Source organism: Streptomyces sp. NPDC001157 (assembly GCF_053598255.1).
Genome location: NZ_JBSFJW010000009.1, coordinates 196,845 through 215,710 on the forward strand (window position 1 = coordinate 196,845; position 18,866 = coordinate 215,710).

The window sequence follows — 18,866 nt, forward strand, 5'->3', positions numbered from 1 at the left end:
GTGTCCAGCACCCTCGACCGACCGGCCAGCATCTCCGCCCCTCCCGTCCCACCTCTCGATCGTGCTGCTGTTCTGTGCGGGCTCGCAGGCTGGCTCCCGCCACGTGTCGTGACCAATGAGGAGCTCTCCCGACGGCTCGACACCAGCGACACCTGGATCCGGGCCCGTACCGGAATCGGCCGCCGCCACGTCGCCGAACCCGGCCAGGCCACCTCCGATCTGGCGGTCGAGGCAGGTCGGCGGGCCCTGCGGTCGGCGGGCGTGGACGAGGTGGACGCCGTCGTCGTCACGACGACCACTCCCGACCGCTCCTGCCCGGCGACCGCCCCTCTCGTGGCCGACCGTCTGGGTCTGACCGGGACGGCGGCCTTCGATGTCAGCGCCGTGTGCACCGGGTTCGTCTACGGGCTCGCCTCGGCCGCCGGTCTCATCGCGGCCCAAGTGGCCGAACGCGTGCTGCTGATCGGTGCGGACACCTACTCCACGATCGTCGACCCGTACGACCGGACCAACGCGATCATCTTCGGCGACGGCGCCGGAGCCGTCGTCCTTCGCGCCGGCCACGCGGACGAACCCGGTGCCGTCGGCCACTTCGACCTCGGCAGCGACGGCACCGGCGAGGAACTGATCATGGTGGCCGCCGGCGGTTCACGGCAGCGCTCGGCCTCCGGTCCGGTCGCCGCGCAGGACCACTACTTCGCCATGCGCGGCAAGGAGGTCTTCCGTCACGCGGTCACCCGGATGACGGCCTCCGCCCGCGCCACGCTCACACTGGCCGACCGCAAGGTCGACGACGTCGACCGCATCGTCCCCCACCAGGCCAACCTGCGCATCCTGCGCTCGGTGGCGGAGGACCTCGGACTGCCCCCGGAACGACTGGTGACCAACGTCGAGTCCGTGGGCAACACCGGCGCCGCATCGATCCCGCTCGCTCTGGCCGATGCGGCTGCCCAACGCACCGTCCACGCGGGCGAACGCGTGCTGCTCACCGCGTTCGGCGGCGGGCTCACCTGGGGGTCCTGCCTCCTTACGTGGCCCGCTCTCGCCCGGACCGATCACCCGCACGACACGGGAGGAACCCAGGAGCCATGAGCACCACCTACGACCAACTGGTCGAGATCGTCATGAAACTGCACGACGCACCGCGCGACCGGATCAGCCCGGACGTCACCTTCGCCCAGCTCGACGTCGACTCTCTGACGATGGTCGAGATCAGCATGCGCATCGAGCGCGAACTCGGCGTCCACATCGACGACAACGAACTCGAGGAAGACCTCACCCTCGGCGCGACCACCAAGCTCATCGACTCGAAGCTCGCCCAGTAGCCGCCGTCACCACCACTACCTCTACCTCTACCGAGAGCGGGGATCATGCAGATCAAGGAAGTCACGGGCACGGAAATCGGCGCCACGGTCGAAGGGTTCGACCACGCCGCTGCTTCCGCTGAGGACATCGACGCCATCAAGGCGGCCGTCTACACGAAGAAGATCGTCGTCCTGAGGAACCAGGATCTGGCGCCTCGTCAGTTCCTGGAGCTCGGGCAGCGGTTCGGCCGCCCCGAGACGTACTACGAGCCGATGTACAAGCACCCCGAGGTCGAGGAGATATTCGTCTCCTCCAACGTGCCCGAGGACGGCAAGCAGATAGGTGTGCCGAAGACCGGGAAGTTCTGGCACGCGGACTACCAGTTCATGCCGGACCCCTTCGGCCTGACCTTCATCTACCCACAGGTCATCCCGGAGAAGAACCGGGGGACCTACTTCATCGACATGGGCAGGGCGTACGAGCAGCTTCCCGAGGATCTCAGGAAGGAAGTGGCGGGCACCTTCGCCCAGCACTCGGTGCGCAAGTACTTCAAGATCCGCCCCTCGGACGTCTACCGGCCGATCTCGGAGATCATCGAGGAGGTCGACACCAAGACGCCGCCGGTGGTCAAGCCCAGCACCTTCATCCACCCCATGACCGGGGAAACGATCCTCTACATCAGCGAGGGCTTCACCATCGGCATGGAGGACGAGGACGGCAAGCCGCTGGAGACCGACCTGCTCCAGCGACTCTTCGAGGCCACCGGCCAACTCGACGACTCCTTCGACCACCCGAACATCCACCTGCAGACCTTCGAGAAGGGCGATCTCCTGGTCTGGGACAACCGCAGCCTGATCCACCGCGCCCGGCACACCACCACCCCGGAGCCGACCGTTTCCTTCAGGGTGACCGTGCACGACGCGCGCAAGCTCTACGACGAGGCCGCGTGACCATGCGGGCGTCCGTACAGCACAAGCCGCCCGCGCAGGACTTCGACAACGACGACGAACTGCTGCCCCAGGTCCTGCGGCCGTACAAGGCGCACTGCAAGTACCTGCGATCCGCGGCGGTGAGCACCCGGTCCGGTCTGGTGTCCGCGCGCTGCGAACTGGCCATCCCGGAGTCCTGCTACATCGACGACACCGGCCATCTCAACGCCGTCGAAGTCAACATCAGCTACAACCAGATGATGTATTACACCGTCGCCAAGGCGGTGAAGGAGGGCCTGCTGGGGGAGTTCGCCGGCTGGACGCTGGACGACTACTGGCGCCATCAGCTGCCGGACATCCTGATCGCCCGCTTCAGCGGCAGTTTCCGGCGCCCCATCAACGCGCGCGCCTTCTCCGGAGAGATCGAGTTCCTGTCCGTCGAGCGGCGTGCGCCGGGCGGCGAACCGCTGCTGGTCGCCGAGACCGCCTACCGGTACTGGGACGACGCCGGCGGCCGGTGCGACGGCACCGTGAAGCTCGCCTTCGTCAACGCCCCGTAGACGGCGACCGCACCACCAAGGCGTGCCCGCCACCCCGTCGGGTGGCGGCACGCCTCCCGGCAGACCGAGAGCAGAACGAGAGGCAGACCCGCCATGGCCGAACCGTCCGCGCCCGGGACACCCGGCAAGAGGCTCCACCACCCTCAACTCAAGACCCTCGTCGACACGGCACGCTTCCACGCCGCGCACAGCCCGCAGGTCACCGCCGTCGTCTGCGAGGACCGCGACCTCACCTACGCGCAGCTGCACCGGGAGAGCAATCGCATCGCCCACGCCATCCGCGAGACCGGGGCCGCTCCCGGCGCCCGCGTCGCCTACCTGGGCAAGGAATCCGAGCACTACTACGAGATCCTCTTCGGCTGCGCCAAGAGCGAGACAGTTCTGGTCCCCATCAACTGGCGGCTGACCGCCCCGGAGGTCAGCCATATCCTCCAGGACTCCGGCAGCGAACTGCTCTTCCTGGAGGACGAGTTCGCGCCCGTCCTCGACCACCTGCCGACCGCCCCGCCGAAGACGGTCGTCCGGCTGGGCACCGGAGACGGCTTCGCCGCCTGGAAGGCGGAACGCCCCGACACCGAACCCGCCTCCTCCCCCACCCCCGACACACCGGTCGCCCAGCTCTACACCAGCGGAACGACCGGCCTGCCCAAGGGAGTTGTCCTCGCCCACCGGAGCTTCTTCGCCATCCGCGACGCTCTGGCGAGCGAGCAACTCGACTGGATCGACTGGCGAGTCGGCGACGTCGCCCTGGTCGGCATCCCCGGGTTCCACGTCGGTGGCCTGTGGTGGGCCACCCAGAACTTCAACGCCGGCGTGACCGTGGTCGCGATGCGCGCCTTCGCGCCCCGGGACGCGATCGACCTCATCCGTGACAGGGGCATCACCACCGCCTGCGTGGTCCCCGCCATGCTGCGCATGATGCTCGCTGAACCCGGCGTGAAGCCGGACGACTTCACCACCCTCCGCAAGATCGTCTACGGCGGCTCACCCATCTCCGAGGCCCTCCTCGAAGAGAGCCTCGCCATGTTCGGCAGCGAGTTCGCCCAGATCTACGGCCTGACCGAGACCGGCAACACCGCCGTGTGCCTGCCGCCCGCCGACCACATCCCCGGCCACCCCCGTATGAAGGCCGCGGGCCACCCGTACCCGGGGGTCGGCAGCAAGGTCATCGACGGAGACGGCAAGGAACTGCCTGCGGGTGCCGTCGGTGAGATCTGCCTGGCCACACCGGCCCACATGGTCGAGTACTGGGGTCTGCCCGACAAGACCGCCGAGACCCTCGTGGACGGCTGGATCCACACCGGCGACGCCGGATACGTCGACGAGGACGGCTACGTCTTCATCCAGGACCGCATCAAGGACGCGATCCTCGTCGCGGGCGAGAACGTCTACCCCGCCGAGATCGAGAACGTCCTGGAGCGCCACCCCGGCGTGGCCGAAGCCGTGATCGTGGGCGCCCCCGACGAACGGTGGGGCGAGAAGGTCCACGCCTTCGTCGTACCGGTGACCGGGCAGGAGCCCACCCCTCGGGACCTGCACCGGTTCCTCGTCGACCGCCTGGCCGCCTTCAAACTGCCCGCGGCCTACGAGTTCATCGAGCACGTCCCGCGCAATCCCAGCGGCAAGATCCTCCGCCGTGAACTGCGCGACCGCTTCTGGAGCGACGCCGACCGCAAGGTCAACTGACCGGCACCCGCCATCCCGTGCAGCCACCAAGAGAGAACACCATGCCTGAGCCCCTGACACTGGACGCCTTCCGCGCGGATCTGGCGGAGTTCCTGCACCAGCAACCGGACGAAGTCGACCTGGACGAAAACCCCCTGGACGCGGGCCTGGACTCGCTGCGCATCACCACCCTCGCCGAGAAGTGGCGGAGCGCCGGTGCGGAGGTCAGCTTCATCGAGCTCGCCGAGCGCACCTCCTTCGGCGAATGGTGGCAGCTGCTGTCCGAACGCCAGGCGGGAGCGGCTCATGCCGACGCCTGATCCGAGCGCCGAGCGCCACCCGCTCCTCGCCGCCCAGGAGGGGATCTGGACCGGCCACCACCTCGATCCGCACAGCCCTGCCTACAACACCGCCGAATACGTGCACATCCACGGCGAGGTGGACCCGACAGCCTTCGAGAAGGCCCTGCGCCACGCCGTGGCGGAGGCCGAGGCCCTGAACGTCCGCTTCGTCACCGACGAGACGGGCCGCCCCTGGCAGGTGAGCCTCCCCGGCATCGAGTGGGAACCGCACATCGCCGACCTGACCACCGCAGCCGACCCACACCGGGCCGCCCTCGCATGGATGGCCCAGGACATCGCCCGCCCCCTCGACCTGGAACGCGACCCGGTCTTCGGCCATGCCCTGCTGCGCACGGCCCCCGACGCATTCCTCTGGTATCACCGCGTCCACCACATCGCACTCGACGGATTCGGTCTGTCGCTGGTCGCGCGCCGCGTGGCAGAGGTGTACACGGCCCTGGTGGAGGACGCCCCGTTGGGCGAGAGCGGCTTCGGCCCCCTGGAATCGGTCCGGCAGGAGGAAGCCACCTACCGCGCCTCGGAGCGTTTCACCAAGAACCGTGCCTACTGGACCCAGCGTTTCGCGGACCGCCCGGCCATCCCCAGTCTCGCCTCCGGACAGGCGCTTCCCGCCCGCACCTTCCTGCGCCGCGTCGTCGACCTGGACCCCGACGAGACACAGCGACTGCGCGCCGTCGCCGACGATCTGTCGGTGACCTGGTCCGATCTCCTGCTCGCCGTCACCGCCGCTTACATCCACCGGGTCAGCGGCGCCCCCGAGGTCGTGCTGAGCCTTCCGGCCATGGGCCGCCTCGGATCGGTGTCCCTGCGCGTGCCCTGCATGGTGCGCAACATCCTGCCGCTGCGTGTCGCGGTGGACGAGCAGGACGGCCTGCGGGACCTCGCCGCCCGGGTGGCCGAGGAGCTTCGGGCCGGCCGGCCGCACCAGAGGTACCGCTACGAAGAGCTGCGCCGGGACCTGAAGTTGGTCGGCGGCAGGCGACGGCTGTCCGGTCCGGGCGTGAACATCATGCCCTTCGAGTACGACCTCCGGTTCGCAGGGCACCGCAGCACGGTCCACAACGTCTCGGCGGGGCCCGTCGACGACCTCGCGGTCAATGTGTACGACCGCGCCGAGGGCGCGGGCCTGCGCATCGCCGTCGATGCCAATCCGGACCTCTACGACGAGGCAGACCTGGCCACACACCAGCAGGGACTGCTGGCCTTGCTGCGCGAGGCCCTCGCCGAGCCGGACCGGGCGATCGGCCGGCGCCCGTGCACCGTCCTGGACGGCGGACCCCTGCCCGGCCCGGCCCGACCTGTGCTGAGCCTCATCGCCGACCATGCCGCCCGGCGCGGTGGCGCCACCGCCGTAGAACACGACGGACGGAGCGTCACCTACGCGGAGTTGTTCGGCTCCGCGCGACAGCTCGCCCGACGTCTCTCCGCCCGGCATGTCGGCCCCGGTGCGGTCGTGGCCGTCGCCCTGCCACGCGGCATCGGCGCCGTCGAGGCCATCCTCGCCGTCCTGCTCTCGGGCGCCGCCTACTGCCCGCTCGACCCCGACGCCCCGGATTCGAGGACGCAAGCGCTCCTGGAAAGCGCCCGGCCCTCGCTCATCCTCACCCACGGCGCGTACGCGGCTCGCTTCGCAGGTCGGCCCGCCCTTCTGCTGGATGCCCCCGGCGACGACGCCGAGGCACCGCTCGCCCCGGCCGGAATCGGGGACGAACTGGCCTACCTCATCCACACCTCGGGCTCCACCGGCCGCCCCAAGGGCGTGGAGATCAGCCACCGCGCGCTCGCCACCTTCGTCGCAGGTGCCGCGCACCGCTACGGCCTTCGCCACGAGGACCGCGTCCTGCAGTTCGCGCCCCTGCACTTCGACGCCAGCGTCGAGGAGGTCTTCCTCACCCTGTGCACGGGCGCCACCCTCGTCGTGCGCACCGGCGAGATGACCGAGTCGGTGCCCCACTTCCTGCGCGCGGTCGACCAGTTGCGGATCAGTGTGCTGGACCTGCCCACGGCCTACTGGCACGAACTGGCCTACACCGTCTCCACGGCTGCCACTCCGCTGCCCGACGGGGTGCGGACCGTCATCATCGGCGGAGAGGCCGCCCTGCCCGAACGCGTCGAGTGCTGGAGGAACACGGTCGGCACGTCGGTTCAGCTGTTCAACACCTACGGCCCGACCGAGGCAACGGTCGTCGCCACCGTCGCCGCACTCCACGAAGCCGGCGCGGACCCCGGTGACGTACCGATCGGTATCCCGCTGCCCGGCATGCGCACAGCCATCGTCGGCGGCGAACTCCATCTCCTCGGAGACGCACTGGCCCTGGGGTACCGCGGCGCGGACGCACCGGACGACGCACGGTTCGCGCCACTCCCCCAACTGCCCGGCAGTCCACGGGCGTTCCGCACGGGCGACCTGGTGCGCCTCGGCGACGACGGACAACTGCGGTTCCTCGGACGGGCGGACGACGAGTTCAAGATCAGCGGACATCGCGTCCATCCCTCCGAGGTCGAGGCGGCCCTCCTCGCCCAACCGGGCATCCGCGAAGCTGCCGTGGTCGGACAGGTGCTGCCGGACGGGACACGGCGGCTTGCCGCCCACGTCGTCGCGGAGGATCCCCGACCCACCGCCACTCAGGTGCGTGAGGGGCTGCGGAAGGTCCTGCCGGCGGCGATGGTTCCGTCGGCCGTGGAGTTCACCGACCGGCTGCCGCGTACCAGCACCGGGAAGATCGACAGGAACGCCCTCAGCACCGTCGTGGCAGACCGGGCTGTCCCGGTCGAGCCGGCGAGCGGCCTGGAGGCGATCATCACCCTTATCTGGGCCCAGATCCTGGGCGTCGACCGCATGGCGCCCGACGACGACTTCTTCGACCTCGGCGCCCAGTCGCTCCAGGCGATCCAGGTCGCCAACCGGCTCGGCGTGGAGCTGGAGCGTGAGGTCCGCGTCGCCTGGCTCTTCGAGCACCCGACGGCCGCCGAACTCGCACACCGCCTGGGACACCGCGAAAATGCCTCGGCCGCCGCGCCCGCGTTGCCCGGGGCCGTGCCGGCCGATGCCGTCCTGGACGAGGACATCCGGCCCGGCGCCTCGCGCCGCACGACCGGAACACCACGCATCGTCCTGCTCACCGGCGCCACCGGCTTCGTCGGCCCCCATCTGCTGGCCGAACTGCTCCGTGCCACCGACGCCGAGATCGTCTGCCCGGTCCGGGCCGCGACCCCCGCCGAGGCCGCGGGCCGCATCCACCAGGCCCTGGCCGCCCAGGAGATCCCGCTTCCGACGGGCACCGAGCGGATCACCGCGGTCCCCGCCGACCTCGCCCGCCCGGACCTGGGGCTGGCCGGCGACCGGTTCGCCGAACTGGCCGACACCTGCGACGTCATCGTCCACAACGCGGCGACGGTCAGCATCATGCGCGAGTACGGCAGCCTGCGCGCCGCCAACACCGAATCCACCCGCCGGCTGCTGCGCCTGGCCTCCGCACGCTCGATCCCGGTCCATCTGGTGTCGACCCTGTCCGTGGCTCCGCCCCGCAGCCACAGTCCGGAAGTACCCGAGACGTTCTTCCCGCCGCACCCGGGGCTGGTCAGCGGCTACCAGCAGTCCAAGTGGGCATCCGAACGCCTCCTGGAACAGGCCGCCGAGCGCGGTCTCCCCGTCACCCTGCACCGCCTGGGCCGCGTGACGGGAGCACCGGACACCGGCCAGGTGAACCGGCGGGACTTCCTGTGGAGCGTTCTCGCCTCCGGCATCCCCGCCGGCATCGTGCCCGACCTGTTCGAGGCCGAGGTGTGGACCCCGGCGGACTACGTCGCCCGCGCCGTCGTACGGCTGTCCCTGACCGCCGCCCCCGGTACGGTCTTCAACCACGCCCCTGTCGCCCCCGTACGACTGGCCGACGTATACGGCTGGGTGCGGGAGTACGGATACGCCGTCAAACAGATCCCGTTGACGCAGTGGCGCCGGGACCTGCCCCGCTCCGCCGACGTGGCGGCGACGACCGGAGCGTTCTTCGATTCCCTGACCGGGGACGAAGACGCCGAGCCGGATCTCACGCTGGGCCGGGTCCGAGCGGACAACGTGGTGCGAGGTCTCGAAGGCACCGGTATCTCATGCCCGGAGGCCGATCGGGCACTGGTGTTCCGATACCTGGACCACTGCGTGAAAAACGGAATCCTGCCGCCACCCGGAGGGCGGAACGCCTGACCCCCTGGGAACTCAGGTCCACCTCGCACCGACTACTTGAGCGGAGTCCTTCCCGTCCCAAGGAGATCGTGTGCAGACGAAACGGCCCGCTGCCGTGGCCCTGGCCGGCGCCCTGTGCCTGGCCGCCACGGCATGCGGGGCCTCGTCGTCCCCGACGGCCAAGGCCGCGGCGGACGCGAGCGACCCCGGATACCCGGTCACCCTCAAGAACTGCGGACAGACCACGACGTACACCAAGGCACCCAGCCGGGTGGTCGCCATGAACGGTGCCTCTGTCGCCGAGGTCTCCTCGTTACTGGCGCTGGGGCTCGGTGACCGCATCGTGGCGAACGAGCAGTCCTACGGCCGCTCCGAGGTCCCCGGCCGGGCCGCGGCCATCAAGGAGCTGCCCACCGGCGACATCAAGCTCAACGACGCCTACGACATCCCCCGCGAGGCCATGCTGGGCCTGAGCCCGGACCTGGTGCTGTCCACCACCTCGTACGGGTTCGACGCCAAGAACGGCTTCGCGACCCGTGACGACCTCAAGGCGGTCGGCGCCAACACCTATGTGTCCCCGCAGGGTTGTGACCAGGACACCTCCCACATGACGATCGACGACAGCTATCAACTGCTGCGCGACCTGGGGAAGATCTTCAACGTCAGTGGGCGCGCAGACAAGCTCGTCACCGAGTCACGCAAGCGGATCAGCGACGTGTCGGCCAAGGTGAAGGGCGAGAAGAAGCCCAACGTCATGGTGGTGTTCTCCAACATGAGCATGGGCGGCAACGACTTCAGTTCCGTCGCGGCCCGCGGCATCTGGAACGACATCCTCGCCAAGGCGGGCGGCAGCAACGCCTTCTCCTCCGCTTCCAAGACCGCCTTCGCCGACCTGAGCAAGGAGAAGGTCGCCGCCGAGCAGGTGGATGCCCTCGTGGTGATCAGCTACAACGACCCGAACCCCGAGGCGTACGCCCGCAAACTGCTCAAGGAGTTCCCCCAGTGGCCGGCCGCGAAGAACAAGCGCTCCCTCGTGCTGTCCGACTCGATCTACCTCGGACCCAGCAACGACCTCGCAGTGGAGAAGATCGCCAGGCTGCTGCACCCGGACGCCTTCTGACCGGACCGGGTCGGCGAAAGCGGCTGAACCCCGTCCTGGCGCTGGTGCTGCTGCTCGCCGTGCTCGTTGCCGCCATGGTCGTGGCCATCAGCATCGGCGCCGTGACCGTGCCGGTGGGTGACGTGTGGCGGATCATCTGGCGCCATCTGACCGGCGGGGGGACAGTCACGAACCCCGCCATGGACCAGATCGTCTGGAACTTCCGTACTCCGCGTGTAGTGCTGGCAGCACTGGTCGGCGCGGGGCTGGCCGTCGCCGGTGTGGTCCTGCAGGCCGTGGTCGCCAACCCGCTCGCCGACCCGTATGTGCTGGGCGTCTCGTCCGGCGCCTCGCTCGGGGCCGTGCTCGTCATCACGCTCACCAGCGGCGCGCTCGGCGGACTCGGGGTGTCCTCGGCCGCCTTCCTCGGCGCCGCCGCGGCAGCTGCCCTCGTCTTCCTCCTCGGGCAGAAGCAAGGACGCCTCGTCCCCACCCGCCTGGTCCTGTCCGGTGTCGCCGTGGGCTACCTGTTCCTCGCCGCCACCAGCTACCTGCAACTGCGGGCGACGCCAACCGAGTTGCGCACGGTGATGTTCTGGATGCTGGGCAGCGTCGCCGGCGCCCAGTGGGGGCAGCTGCCCGTTGTGACGACCGTCGTCCTCACCACCACCGTGGTCCTGGCGCTCTTCGGCCGCCGTCTCAACGCGTTGCTCGTGGGCGACGAGTCCGCCACCGCCCTCGGCGTCGACGTACACCGGCTGCGCGCCGTGCTGTTGGCGCTGTCCTCCCTGGTGACCGGCACGGTCATCGCCGTCGCCGGCGGGATCGGCTTCGTCGGCCTGATGATCCCCCACCTGGTGCGCCTCACGACCGGCGCCGACCATCGCAGACTGCTCCCCCAGGCCGCCCTGGTCGGCGCCATCTACCTGGTCGTCGTCGACCTGCTCTCCCGCACCGTCAACCGCCCCGACGAACTGCCCCTCGGCATCCTCACCGCCCTGTTCGGGGCGCCCTTCTTCCTGTGGCTGCTGCGCCGCAACAAGAGCCTGGACACCGTATGAAGCTCACCGTCGAACAGATCCACGTCGAACTCGGCCACCGCCCGATCCTCCACGACGTGCACCTGGAGGCCCAGCCGGGCGACATCGTCGGCCTCATCGGCCCCAACGGCAGCGGCAAGTCCACACTGCTGCGCACCGTCTACCGGTCACTGCGCCCCCACCGAGGCGTGGTGCGGGTGGACGGCGAGGACGTATGGGGGCTGACCGCACGCGGCGCCGCCCGCCGCACCGCCGCCGTCCTCCAGGACGCCACCAGCAGTCCGACGGGCATGTGTGTCACCGAGATCGTGGCTCTCGGCCGCACGCCGCACCACGGCCTCATCGGCCGCGACAGCGCCGAGGACCACAAGGCCGTGGACGAGGCTCTCGACCTGTGCGGTATCCGGCACATGGCCGAACGCGACGTCACCAGCCTGTCCGGAGGCGAACGCCAACGCGTGCTGCTCGCGCGCGCACTCGCTCAGCAACCCCGGCTCCTCGTCCTCGACGAACTCACCAACCACCTCGACATCCGCGCCCGCTTCGAGCTCCTCGACCTCGTCCGGGCGACCGGCATCACGACCCTCGCCGTCCTGCACGACCTCGACCTGGCGGCCCGCCTGTGCGACCACCTGGTGGCACTCCACTCCGGGCAGGTGGTGGCCGCGGGCCAGGTACTGGAGGTGCTGACGCCCGACCTCCTGCGCGAGGTGTTCGGCGTTGCCGCCACCGCCGACCGCCACGCCGACGGTGTCGTACGCATCACCTACGGAGCCCAGCCTCTCGCCCTGGAGCGGCTGTCGGAGGCCAAAGCCGGCTGACGGTCCGGTCGTACTGCGTCCCCTGGCGGACCTGGGTCGCCGCCTTCGCGCTGTCGAGCCGCTCCACCAGGTGGAAGGCCAGGTCGATGCCTGCGGACACGCCCGCGCCGGTGTGAGCCGGTCCAGGTACCCACTGCCCTTCTTCAGCACACGCGTGCCGTCACCGCACCCCTCCTCTCGCCCGACCGTGACCAGGCGGACGGGATGCGGAGTGACGCTCGTTCAAGAGCCCGTCCCCTCGGGTGTATCGGGGATCCCGGGCGAGGCTCGGTGCCTGCCGAGGCAGGCACCGAACCTCCCGTCAGGCCGCGGTGGCAGCCAGGACGGCCACCGCCGCGTGACGCGGCCGGATGGCCGGCAGCGGATCGTCGCCGTCCGAACAGGGCTCCTCCGGCTCCGCGAGCAGATCCAGAAGTGTCGCGCGGGCCCGGGCCACGCGGGAACGGATCGTCCCGACAGGGCAGTCGGTGACATCGGCCGCTTCCGCGTACGACAGGCCGGTCAACTGGGTGAGGACGAACGCCTCGCGGCGTTCGTCGGGCAGCGTGGCCAACAGGTCGAGGAGCGCGATGCCCTCCTCGAACCCCGGCACGTCGACCGGCTGGGTCTGTTCGGCGGCCTGCCGCCAGTCATGACGATCGGCCAGGCGGGGCCGCGCGGCGGCACGCCGGAAGTCGTCGATCACAGCCCGACGGGCGATCGACAGCAGCCAGGCCCTGGCCGAGGAACGGCCCTCGAACCGGTGCAGGCTGCCCAACGCCCGTATGAACGTCTCCTGGGTCAGATCGTCCGCCGACTGCGGGTCCGCGCTCAAGTGTGCGACGTAGCGCAGCACGTCGCGGTGCAGGGCGTTGACGAACCGCTCGACGGCCTCGGCATCGCCGCCTCGGGCGGCAAGCGCCCATCCGGTGATCAATTGGTCGACTTCTTCGGTCTTGTCGTGCTTCTTACGTTTCTTGCGTCGCCCATGCAGGGCGGGCAGGGCAGGAGCAAACACCTGATGTCCTTCGCGATTCACGCATGGAAGGGCGGCGGCATACAGACACGCCGCTTCCAGCAACAAGGGGACTGCGACCGTGCGCGGGCACGACCGCGAACCGAGGCGTGGTGTCCACGACACCCTCGAACCGCCTCGGGAAGCCTGCTGTTCTAGACGACAGCGGCCCTCAAGGGAGGTCCCCGAGTAGTGATCGCGTGAACGAGATGAAGACGGTTCGGCGCCCAGCGCGAACGGCTCCGCCGCACCAGACGGCGCGGACGACGCGGCAGCGCGGGCAGGGTGAGCACCAGCCGCAACGGCGCGGCCAGCCACCCGCCCACGGCGCGCAGCAGCCGGTACGCGACACGCTCGCCGTACCCCAGCCACAGGCCGCACAGCACGGCGGCCACCAGGTGAGCCCCGGACATGCCGAGTGACGGCATACCGCTCACCAGCCAGTGCCCCAGGTCGGCTTCAGCGCCTGCACCCATGTGAGCCGAGTGGCTCATGCCCATGTGCATCTCCATGGACATGGAGTGCGCGTGCATGCCACTCATATCCATGGAGCTCATATCCATGGAGCTCATGTCGTGCCCCATGGAACCCATCGGCATCGAGCCCATTCCACCGCCGGCCGTACCTGAGGCGGTCGGCGCCGTCGCGGACTGGGCGAGCGAGAATCCCCAGTGGAGCGCCGTCTGGGCCCCGACCACGAGCGCCACAATCAGCGTCAGCCCGCGTTCCCGCCCGGCCAACACCCAGCCTGCACCACCCGTTGCCACGGCCCCCGCCAGCAGGGCCCACCAGGGCACAGCAGAGCCCGACATCATGACGTGCCCCACGGCAGCGAGCAGCACGCATACGGCCGCGAACACTGCGGCCCGTACCGTACGCACACACCACCCGGCATCCATGACAGGCTTCATCCTTGCACCCGAAGTGCGGTCGTTACGGATCGGTACGCAAATTCACCGGGTGCGCCACTCAACGAGACCGGTGTGATTCAGTACTTGGCCAATCCGGGGAACTCATCGCGCCTTTGAGCCGACCCCCTTAAGGGGAAGGCATCTTCCGGGCTCCTGGATCTCATTTCCAAGCGCAAAGAACGAGGGCGCCCGCGGAGCGGGACACGGTGCACCGCTGCATGCTCGCGCCGGCTGCACGTGACGCTCGGACGTGCAGTCGTCCGATTGCGCAACGACAGGGGCGCGGGCCGCGCGGGTCACCTCGCTCGCGGCCCGCTTGCAGACCCACGACTGACGAGCGGCCGGTGGGGGGGGGCGGCGGTTTCGTCGGCGCCGGCGGAGCCGGTTGCCCGCACCGATGGCGGCGGTGCGGGGGCATGGAAGTCGGACTTCGGCTCTCCCCCGACGGCCGAGGGGACCCGCCGCCCGCTCGCGGGGAATTGGGGCAGTCAGGCGGGCGACGGGCGCTGCGGCGCCGTCAGACGTTGACGCCGAAGTCGGAGGCGATGCCGGCCAGCCCGGAGGCGTAACCCTGTCCGACCGCACGGAACTTCCACTCGCCGCCGTGTCGGTACAACTCGCCGAAGACCATCGCGGTCTCCGTGGAGGCGTCCTCGGACAGGTCGTAGCGGGCGATCTCCTGGCCGCCCGCCTGGTTCACGACCCGGATGAACGCGTTGCGCACCTGCCCGAAGCTCTGGCCCCGCGCCTCCGCCTCGTGGATCGAGACCGGGAAGACGATCTTGTCGATCTCGACGGGTACGGCCGCGAGGTTCACCTTGATGCTCTCGTCGTCGCCCTCACCCTCACCGGTGAGGTTGTCACCGGTGTGCTCGACCGAACCGTCCGGGCTGCGGAGGTTGTTGTAGAAGACGAAGTGCTGGTCGGAGACGACCTTGCCGGACGCGTTCAGCAGCAGGGCGGAGGCGTCGAGGTCGTAGTCCGCGCCGGTGGTGGTGCGCACGTCCCAGCCGAGACCGACGAGGACCGCGGTCAGACCCGGGGCCTCCTTGCTCAGCGACACGTTGCCACCCTTGCCCAGGGAAACTCCCACGGCTCTTCCTCCCGGTTGTGGGCTTTCAGTGCAGTCACCGGGTTTCAACGCAGACCCCACCGCGATGGTTCCCCCGCTTGCGCAACCCATAGAGTATCGGCGTCGGAGGTTCCGCGCCGGGCGGACCGGCGCCGACAAGGCGAGGGATGGCAGATGTTCTCCGACCTGGACCCGATCCGGAACTCGTCACGCCGGCCGTCCTCGCGGTCCCGCTCTTCGGGCCGGACAGGCTGCCGGAGACGATCCAGAACGTGGCCGGCTCCTGCGCAAGGTGCGGGAGATCTCCGAGAGCGCGCATCGACTTGCCCAGCCCGCGGGCGGCCTCCGGCAGCTCCGGGGGCTGATCCCGGCCAGATGCCGGGCGCTTGGCGAGAACCAGTACTCTTCCGCCAGCGTCGTAGGGCAGGGGTGCCGACGGCCTGAAACTGTGGGGGGACCACATGAGCAGCGAGATCTATTTCAGCCACAACTACCGGGACTTGTGCGAGCGCAACGGCACCGGGGCCGGATTCCAGTTCGAGTTCTCCTGTTCCCGCTGCTACGACACCTGGCGGTCGCCGTTCGAGGCGTACGCCGGTGAGCGGGCCGCCACCTGGCTCGGCAAGGGCGTCGACATGGCCTGGAGCCTGCTGGGAAGTGCCGGTCGAGGGGTCTCGTCCGCGGCCGACGGGCTCGCCGGGGCCGGCTGGGGACAGGCCCGCGACCATGCCTTCCAGCGGGCGATCGCCAACGCGCAGGGGCATTTCAACCGCTGCGCGCGCTGCACGAACTACGTCTGCGGACGCTGCTGGAACGCGGCGCAGGGACTGTGCCTGCACTGCGCACCGGACACCGCGGCCGAGGCCATGGCGGCCCAGCAGCGCGGCCTGAACGACATGGCCTCCCAGCGGGCGTACGCCGCGGGCCAGCAGGCCGGCCAGACCTACGACCCCACCACGCCACGGCAGTTGGTCTGCCCCCGGTGCCGGACCGAGACCCACGGAGCCGCCTACTGCTCCGGCTGCGGCTACCACCTGGCCCAGTCCAACCAGTGCGCCTCCTGCTCCGCCGTCGTGCCGGAGGGCGCGGCATTCTGTCCGGGGTGCGGCACGCGGAGGTGACCCAACCTCCGCTGCGGGCCTCCGTTTTCCCGTCAGCGGCTCACGCGTCGGAGTCGGGCTCGCTGCTCGCGGCCGCGTACGCCTGCGCCGGGGTCATGGGAACGCCGCCCAGGCTGACCGTGTTGTAAGGGCTGACCTTGGCGCAGGACTTGGACTGGTCCGCGGTCGAGGCGTGCGCGTCGGAGACGGCGGCCTTCGCGTCGGCGGGCGCCTGCGAGGACGAGTTGCCGGGGTAGCTGGTGCCGCTCGGCCAGTCGCCGCCGATCACCAGGGTCAGGCCCTTGCCGGTGCCCTGGGGCGCCCCCTCGAACTCGTCCGTACGCTGTCCCGGCACCCGGGCGGTACGACCGCGCGTCGCCTGCCCGGTGGGGCCGTCCCACGGGTCGCTCACCCACTACTCCCATGAAACGGTCGACCTCGCTTGCGTGATTGCGCAATGAGTTCGTTCTTCGTGTACGAGGCGGACCTGGGCGGCGGGGTCGTAGGACGAGGCGGTCGGCGCCGAGGCCGAGGGAGCGGGCGATCCTGTCGGCGAGGTGGGCTGGGAGGCAGTTCCCCGTGCCGGAGGCGGCCCCCACGCGTCGGCCGACACCCTTGTACATCAGGCCCGGGGTGGTCTCAGCCGCCGGTCCCGTGGAGCCGATGCACCGGTGCCACGGTCGCCTGCGAGCGAGCGGTCAGCTGTCCGACCATCACGCGCACCACGGTCACGATGTCGGGGTCGTCGACGTAGTAGACCTGACGCCGGCCCTCACGGCGGGCGCGAACCAGTCCGGCGAGCTTCAGTTTGGCCAGGTGCTGACTGACCGCCGGCAGCGCCCCGCCCACCCGGTCCGCGAGGTGGGTGACGTCGCTCTCCGCCTGGGACAGGGCCCACATGAGGTGCAGCCGGGCCGACGAGGCGAGCAGCCCGAACGCCGCGGCCGCCTCCACCAGGACCTCGGCGGACGGATCCTCGTAGCCACCGGCCTTCTCCGCCACAGTCGGTCCTCTCCCGTCCAGGCCGCGTCACAGCCGATACTCATACGGCCACCCAGTGTAGGGGCGAAGGAAAGGGCCCCTCGGGCTGCCGGTCGGTCCTGACAGCAGTTGCCAGTCCTCGTAGCACCGAAACGGCGCCGTCCGCCCTGCTGCGGATACCCCTGCGGCGCGGGGTGCGGGTATCCCTGCCGAGGCAGCGTGCCCATGGCGCCTGAAGAGGATTCGAGCAGACCTGGCGCCTTGACACGGCTGTGGGTCGGGGGTACTTCGGAATCAGTTGTTGAAAGTCGCCGAACCCTCTCGTGCTCGCATCACTCGGTCGGCCCGCCACAGGGCGCCTGATGCCGCTCTCCCTCCTAACTTGGGGAATTGTCCGTCGCGACATCCGCGGAGGAGGTCCTCATGGCCACAATCGACCCGTCCGAGCAACCTCCGGGAGGGGCGGCCGACGGCGCCCAAGGCGGGAGCCACAGCTGGGGACCACCACCGGGAGGACCGCCGGCCCCGCCGCCGAAAGGCCGCCGCCGCGGCTGCCTCTGGGGCTGCTTGGGCACCCTCGGGGACAGTCGTCGTCATCCTGGTGATCGTCCTGGTGGCCAACAGCGGCGGAGAGAAGACATCAACCTCGACGACTCCCGCCTCAAGGGGAGCCGGAACAGCGTCGTCCCGGCCGTCACCGTCGCTCAAGAAGTCTCCCAGCGCCATCCCAGCCATCCGCCTTGCGGGGAGCGGCAAGCAAGCGACGCAGTCCTTCACCGTGACAGATGGCCTGGCTGTCTTCCACTCGAGATGTTCCTCGTGTTCAGCCAACTTCGCCGTCGAGCTACTGGACTCGTCGGGGCAGACCAAAGACCTGTTGGTCAACACCATCGGGGCGTACGACGGCTCAAAGGCAGAGGGCCTCGGCGCCGGTCGCTACCGCCTGAACATCACCGCTGACACTGCATGGTCAGTCAGCATCACACAGCCTCGGCATCAATCCCCAGCCGCGCTCCCACACACCTACCAGGGCAAGGGCGATCAGGTCGAAGGCCCCTTCAACGCCGACCACTCGGTCAAGATCCAAGGTACGAACAGGGGCCAAGGCAACTTCGCCGTAGAGGTCCTCGATGCCGACGGAGCCCTGCAGGACCTCCCCTTCAACGAGATCGGCACCTTCAACGGATCAGCCGTCTCGCAGATGATCAACGGTGGGCCTTACTACGTCGACGTAACGTCGGACGGGACGTGGAAACTGCGCCTGTCCAAGCCGTAGCCGACGACAGACACCTCGTGGGACGCCTGCTCAGCCGCTATGTGGCGTACCAGGTCACGCACGTGTGTCACCGTCATCTCCGGTCATCTCCCGTCCCCCTCGGTCTTGTTGGGCGTGTGGCAGCCCTGGGTCCGCGACGGTGACCCGGCCATGGTGCTCGCAACGGTCCGTGTGCGTCGCGGACCGACCACGTCCACGCTGACGTGCCCCATCCGGTCGCCCCGCAAGCCCGACCGCCGTGGCCTTGGCGACCGCCTTGCGCATGTGGGCGTCGACCGTGCACGGAGCGCAGACGTTCACGCGAGCCGTCGTGCCGGTGCAGCCATCCGCTGGAACCGTGCGGGCCGCCCCACCGGCATCGAGGACGTCGAGGCTCAGGCAGAGGCGGCCTGACCGACAACGGCGACCGCCAACCGTCACGCGCCGGTTCACGGCGCACCCATTCCAACGCACTCCTGCTCGTGAGGCTCTTCACACCCGCGAGCAGGAGGCTGGGAACTCGAATTCCGGCGCGAAACACCTGCGACCGGAGGGCAACGAGTCAGCGGGGCTTCCACCTCGGCGGATCTCG

The 18,866-nt window shown here is 69.7% G+C and carries 17 protein-coding genes; 12 read left to right on the top strand and 5 right to left on the bottom strand.

The features are described 5' to 3' along the window. Window positions 1–30 precede the first annotated feature (30 nt). The 10 genes from ACWDAG_RS19220 to ACWDAG_RS19265 all read left to right on the top strand — a co-directional run bounded on the left by ACWDAG_RS19220 (window position 31) and on the right by ACWDAG_RS19265 (window position 11,961). Window positions 31–1,092 (top strand): beta-ketoacyl-ACP synthase III, encoded by a 1,062-nt coding sequence (locus tag ACWDAG_RS19220; RefSeq protein WP_450696851.1) that lies wholly within the window; start codon window positions 31–33, stop codon window positions 1,090–1,092. Beyond that, on the top strand, window positions 1,089–1,325 hold the full coding sequence (locus ACWDAG_RS19225) for an acyl carrier protein (RefSeq protein WP_450696780.1): 237 nt from the start codon (window positions 1,089–1,091) through the stop codon (window positions 1,323–1,325). The genes ACWDAG_RS19220 and ACWDAG_RS19225 overlap by 4 nt, the downstream gene beginning before the upstream one ends. A 45-nt stretch (window positions 1,326–1,370) precedes the next feature. After that, entirely contained in the window at window positions 1,371–2,255 is an 885-nt protein-coding gene (scoE, locus tag ACWDAG_RS19230; RefSeq protein ID WP_450696781.1) for a (3R)-3-[(carboxymethyl)amino]fatty acid oxygenase/decarboxylase, read from the top strand. 2 nt (window positions 2,256–2,257) lie between these two features. Beyond that, window positions 2,258–2,794: a (2E)-enoyl-ACP glycyltransferase gene (gene scoD, locus ACWDAG_RS19235; RefSeq protein WP_450696852.1), complete on the top strand. Its 537-nt coding sequence runs from the start codon at window positions 2,258–2,260 to the stop codon at window positions 2,792–2,794. Window positions 2,795–2,887: 93 nt separating this feature from the next. After that, window positions 2,888–4,480: a long-chain-fatty-acid--CoA ligase gene (locus ACWDAG_RS19240; RefSeq protein ID WP_450696782.1), complete on the top strand. Its 1,593-nt coding sequence runs from the start codon at window positions 2,888–2,890 to the stop codon at window positions 4,478–4,480. A 41-nt stretch (window positions 4,481–4,521) separates the two neighbouring features. After that, window positions 4,522–4,779: a phosphopantetheine-binding protein gene (locus tag ACWDAG_RS19245; protein WP_450696783.1), complete on the top strand. Its 258-nt coding sequence runs from the start codon at window positions 4,522–4,524 to the stop codon at window positions 4,777–4,779. Continuing rightward, a complete protein-coding gene (locus ACWDAG_RS19250; protein WP_450696784.1) occupies window positions 4,766–9,022 on the top strand; it encodes an amino acid adenylation domain-containing protein in 4,257 nt (1,418 codons plus the stop codon). The genes ACWDAG_RS19245 and ACWDAG_RS19250 overlap by 14 nt, the downstream gene beginning before the upstream one ends. Window positions 9,023–9,092: 70 nt before the next feature. Beyond that, window positions 9,093–10,121: an ABC transporter substrate-binding protein gene (locus ACWDAG_RS19255; protein WP_450696785.1), complete on the top strand. Its 1,029-nt coding sequence runs from the start codon at window positions 9,093–9,095 to the stop codon at window positions 10,119–10,121. A gap of 74 nt (window positions 10,122–10,195) precedes the next feature. After that, the gene (locus ACWDAG_RS19260) at window positions 10,196–11,161 is read left to right on the top strand and encodes a FecCD family ABC transporter permease (RefSeq protein ID WP_450696853.1); all 966 of its coding nucleotides are present in this window, start codon (window positions 10,196–10,198) and stop codon (window positions 11,159–11,161) included. Further along, entirely contained in the window at window positions 11,158–11,961 is an 804-nt protein-coding gene (locus tag ACWDAG_RS19265) for an ABC transporter ATP-binding protein (RefSeq protein WP_450696786.1), read from the top strand. The genes ACWDAG_RS19260 and ACWDAG_RS19265 overlap by 4 nt, the downstream gene beginning before the upstream one ends. 301 nt (window positions 11,962–12,262) lie before the next feature. Here the strand turns inward: ACWDAG_RS19265 and ACWDAG_RS19270 are convergent, their stop codons facing one another. The 3 genes from ACWDAG_RS19270 to ACWDAG_RS19280 form a co-directional block, all read right to left on the bottom strand. Then, window positions 12,263–12,958 carry a sigma-70 family RNA polymerase sigma factor gene (locus ACWDAG_RS19270; protein WP_450696854.1) on the bottom strand — a complete coding sequence of 232 codons (696 nt, stop codon included), beginning with the start codon at window positions 12,956–12,958 and terminating at the stop codon, window positions 12,263–12,265. Window positions 12,959–13,110: 152 nt separating this feature from the next. Further along, the gene (locus tag ACWDAG_RS19275; RefSeq protein ID WP_450696787.1) at window positions 13,111–13,854 is read right to left on the bottom strand and encodes a hypothetical protein; all 744 of its coding nucleotides are present in this window, start codon (window positions 13,852–13,854) and stop codon (window positions 13,111–13,113) included. A gap of 529 nt (window positions 13,855–14,383) precedes the next feature. Next, complete coding sequence (locus tag ACWDAG_RS19280) at window positions 14,384–14,959, bottom strand: TerD family protein (protein WP_450696788.1); 576 nt, start codon at window positions 14,957–14,959, stop codon at window positions 14,384–14,386. Between the two features lie 440 nt (window positions 14,960–15,399). On the opposite strand from ACWDAG_RS19280, the gene ACWDAG_RS19285 reads away from it, so the two are divergent. Beyond that, a complete protein-coding gene (locus ACWDAG_RS19285; protein WP_450696789.1) occupies window positions 15,400–16,059 on the top strand; it encodes a zinc ribbon domain-containing protein in 660 nt (219 codons plus the stop codon). A gap of 40 nt (window positions 16,060–16,099) precedes the next feature. Here the strand turns inward: ACWDAG_RS19285 and ACWDAG_RS19290 are convergent, their stop codons facing one another. Continuing rightward, window positions 16,100–16,450 (bottom strand): hypothetical protein, encoded by a 351-nt coding sequence (locus ACWDAG_RS19290; RefSeq protein ID WP_450696790.1) that lies wholly within the window; start codon window positions 16,448–16,450, stop codon window positions 16,100–16,102. Window positions 16,451–16,677: 227 nt separating this feature from the next. Next, window positions 16,678–17,040 carry an ArsR/SmtB family transcription factor gene (locus tag ACWDAG_RS19295; protein ID WP_450696791.1) on the bottom strand — a complete coding sequence of 121 codons (363 nt, stop codon included), beginning with the start codon at window positions 17,038–17,040 and terminating at the stop codon, window positions 16,678–16,680. Between the two features lie 580 nt (window positions 17,041–17,620). On the opposite strand from ACWDAG_RS19295, the gene ACWDAG_RS19300 reads away from it, so the two are divergent. Beyond that, on the top strand, window positions 17,621–18,295 hold the full coding sequence (locus ACWDAG_RS19300) for a hypothetical protein (protein WP_450696792.1): 675 nt from the start codon (window positions 17,621–17,623) through the stop codon (window positions 18,293–18,295). The last annotated feature ends 571 nt before the right edge of the window (window positions 18,296–18,866 follow it).

Bases quoted from the DNA above. Each gene is read 5' to 3' on its own strand.
- ACWDAG_RS19225 (WP_450696780.1), top strand. From the start codon at position 1,089: ATGAGCACCACCTACGACCAACTGGTCGAGATCGTCATGAAACTGCAC.
- scoE (WP_450696781.1), top strand. From the start codon at position 1,371: ATGCAGATCAAGGAAGTCACGGGCACGGAAATCGGCGCCACGGTCGAA.
- scoD (WP_450696852.1), top strand. From the start codon at position 2,258: ATGCGGGCGTCCGTACAGCACAAGCCGCCCGCGCAGGACTTCGACAAC.
- ACWDAG_RS19240 (WP_450696782.1), top strand. From the start codon at position 2,888: ATGGCCGAACCGTCCGCGCCCGGGACACCCGGCAAGAGGCTCCACCAC.
- ACWDAG_RS19245 (WP_450696783.1), top strand. From the start codon at position 4,522: ATGCCTGAGCCCCTGACACTGGACGCCTTCCGCGCGGATCTGGCGGAG.
- ACWDAG_RS19250 (WP_450696784.1), top strand. From the start codon at position 4,766: ATGCCGACGCCTGATCCGAGCGCCGAGCGCCACCCGCTCCTCGCCGCC.
- ACWDAG_RS19260 (WP_450696853.1), top strand. From the start codon at position 10,196: ATGGTCGTGGCCATCAGCATCGGCGCCGTGACCGTGCCGGTGGGTGAC.
- ACWDAG_RS19265 (WP_450696786.1), top strand. From the start codon at position 11,158: ATGAAGCTCACCGTCGAACAGATCCACGTCGAACTCGGCCACCGCCCG.
- ACWDAG_RS19275 (WP_450696787.1), bottom strand. From the start codon at position 13,854: ATGGATGCCGGGTGGTGTGTGCGTACGGTACGGGCCGCAGTGTTCGCG.
- ACWDAG_RS19285 (WP_450696789.1), top strand. From the start codon at position 15,400: ATGAGCAGCGAGATCTATTTCAGCCACAACTACCGGGACTTGTGCGAG.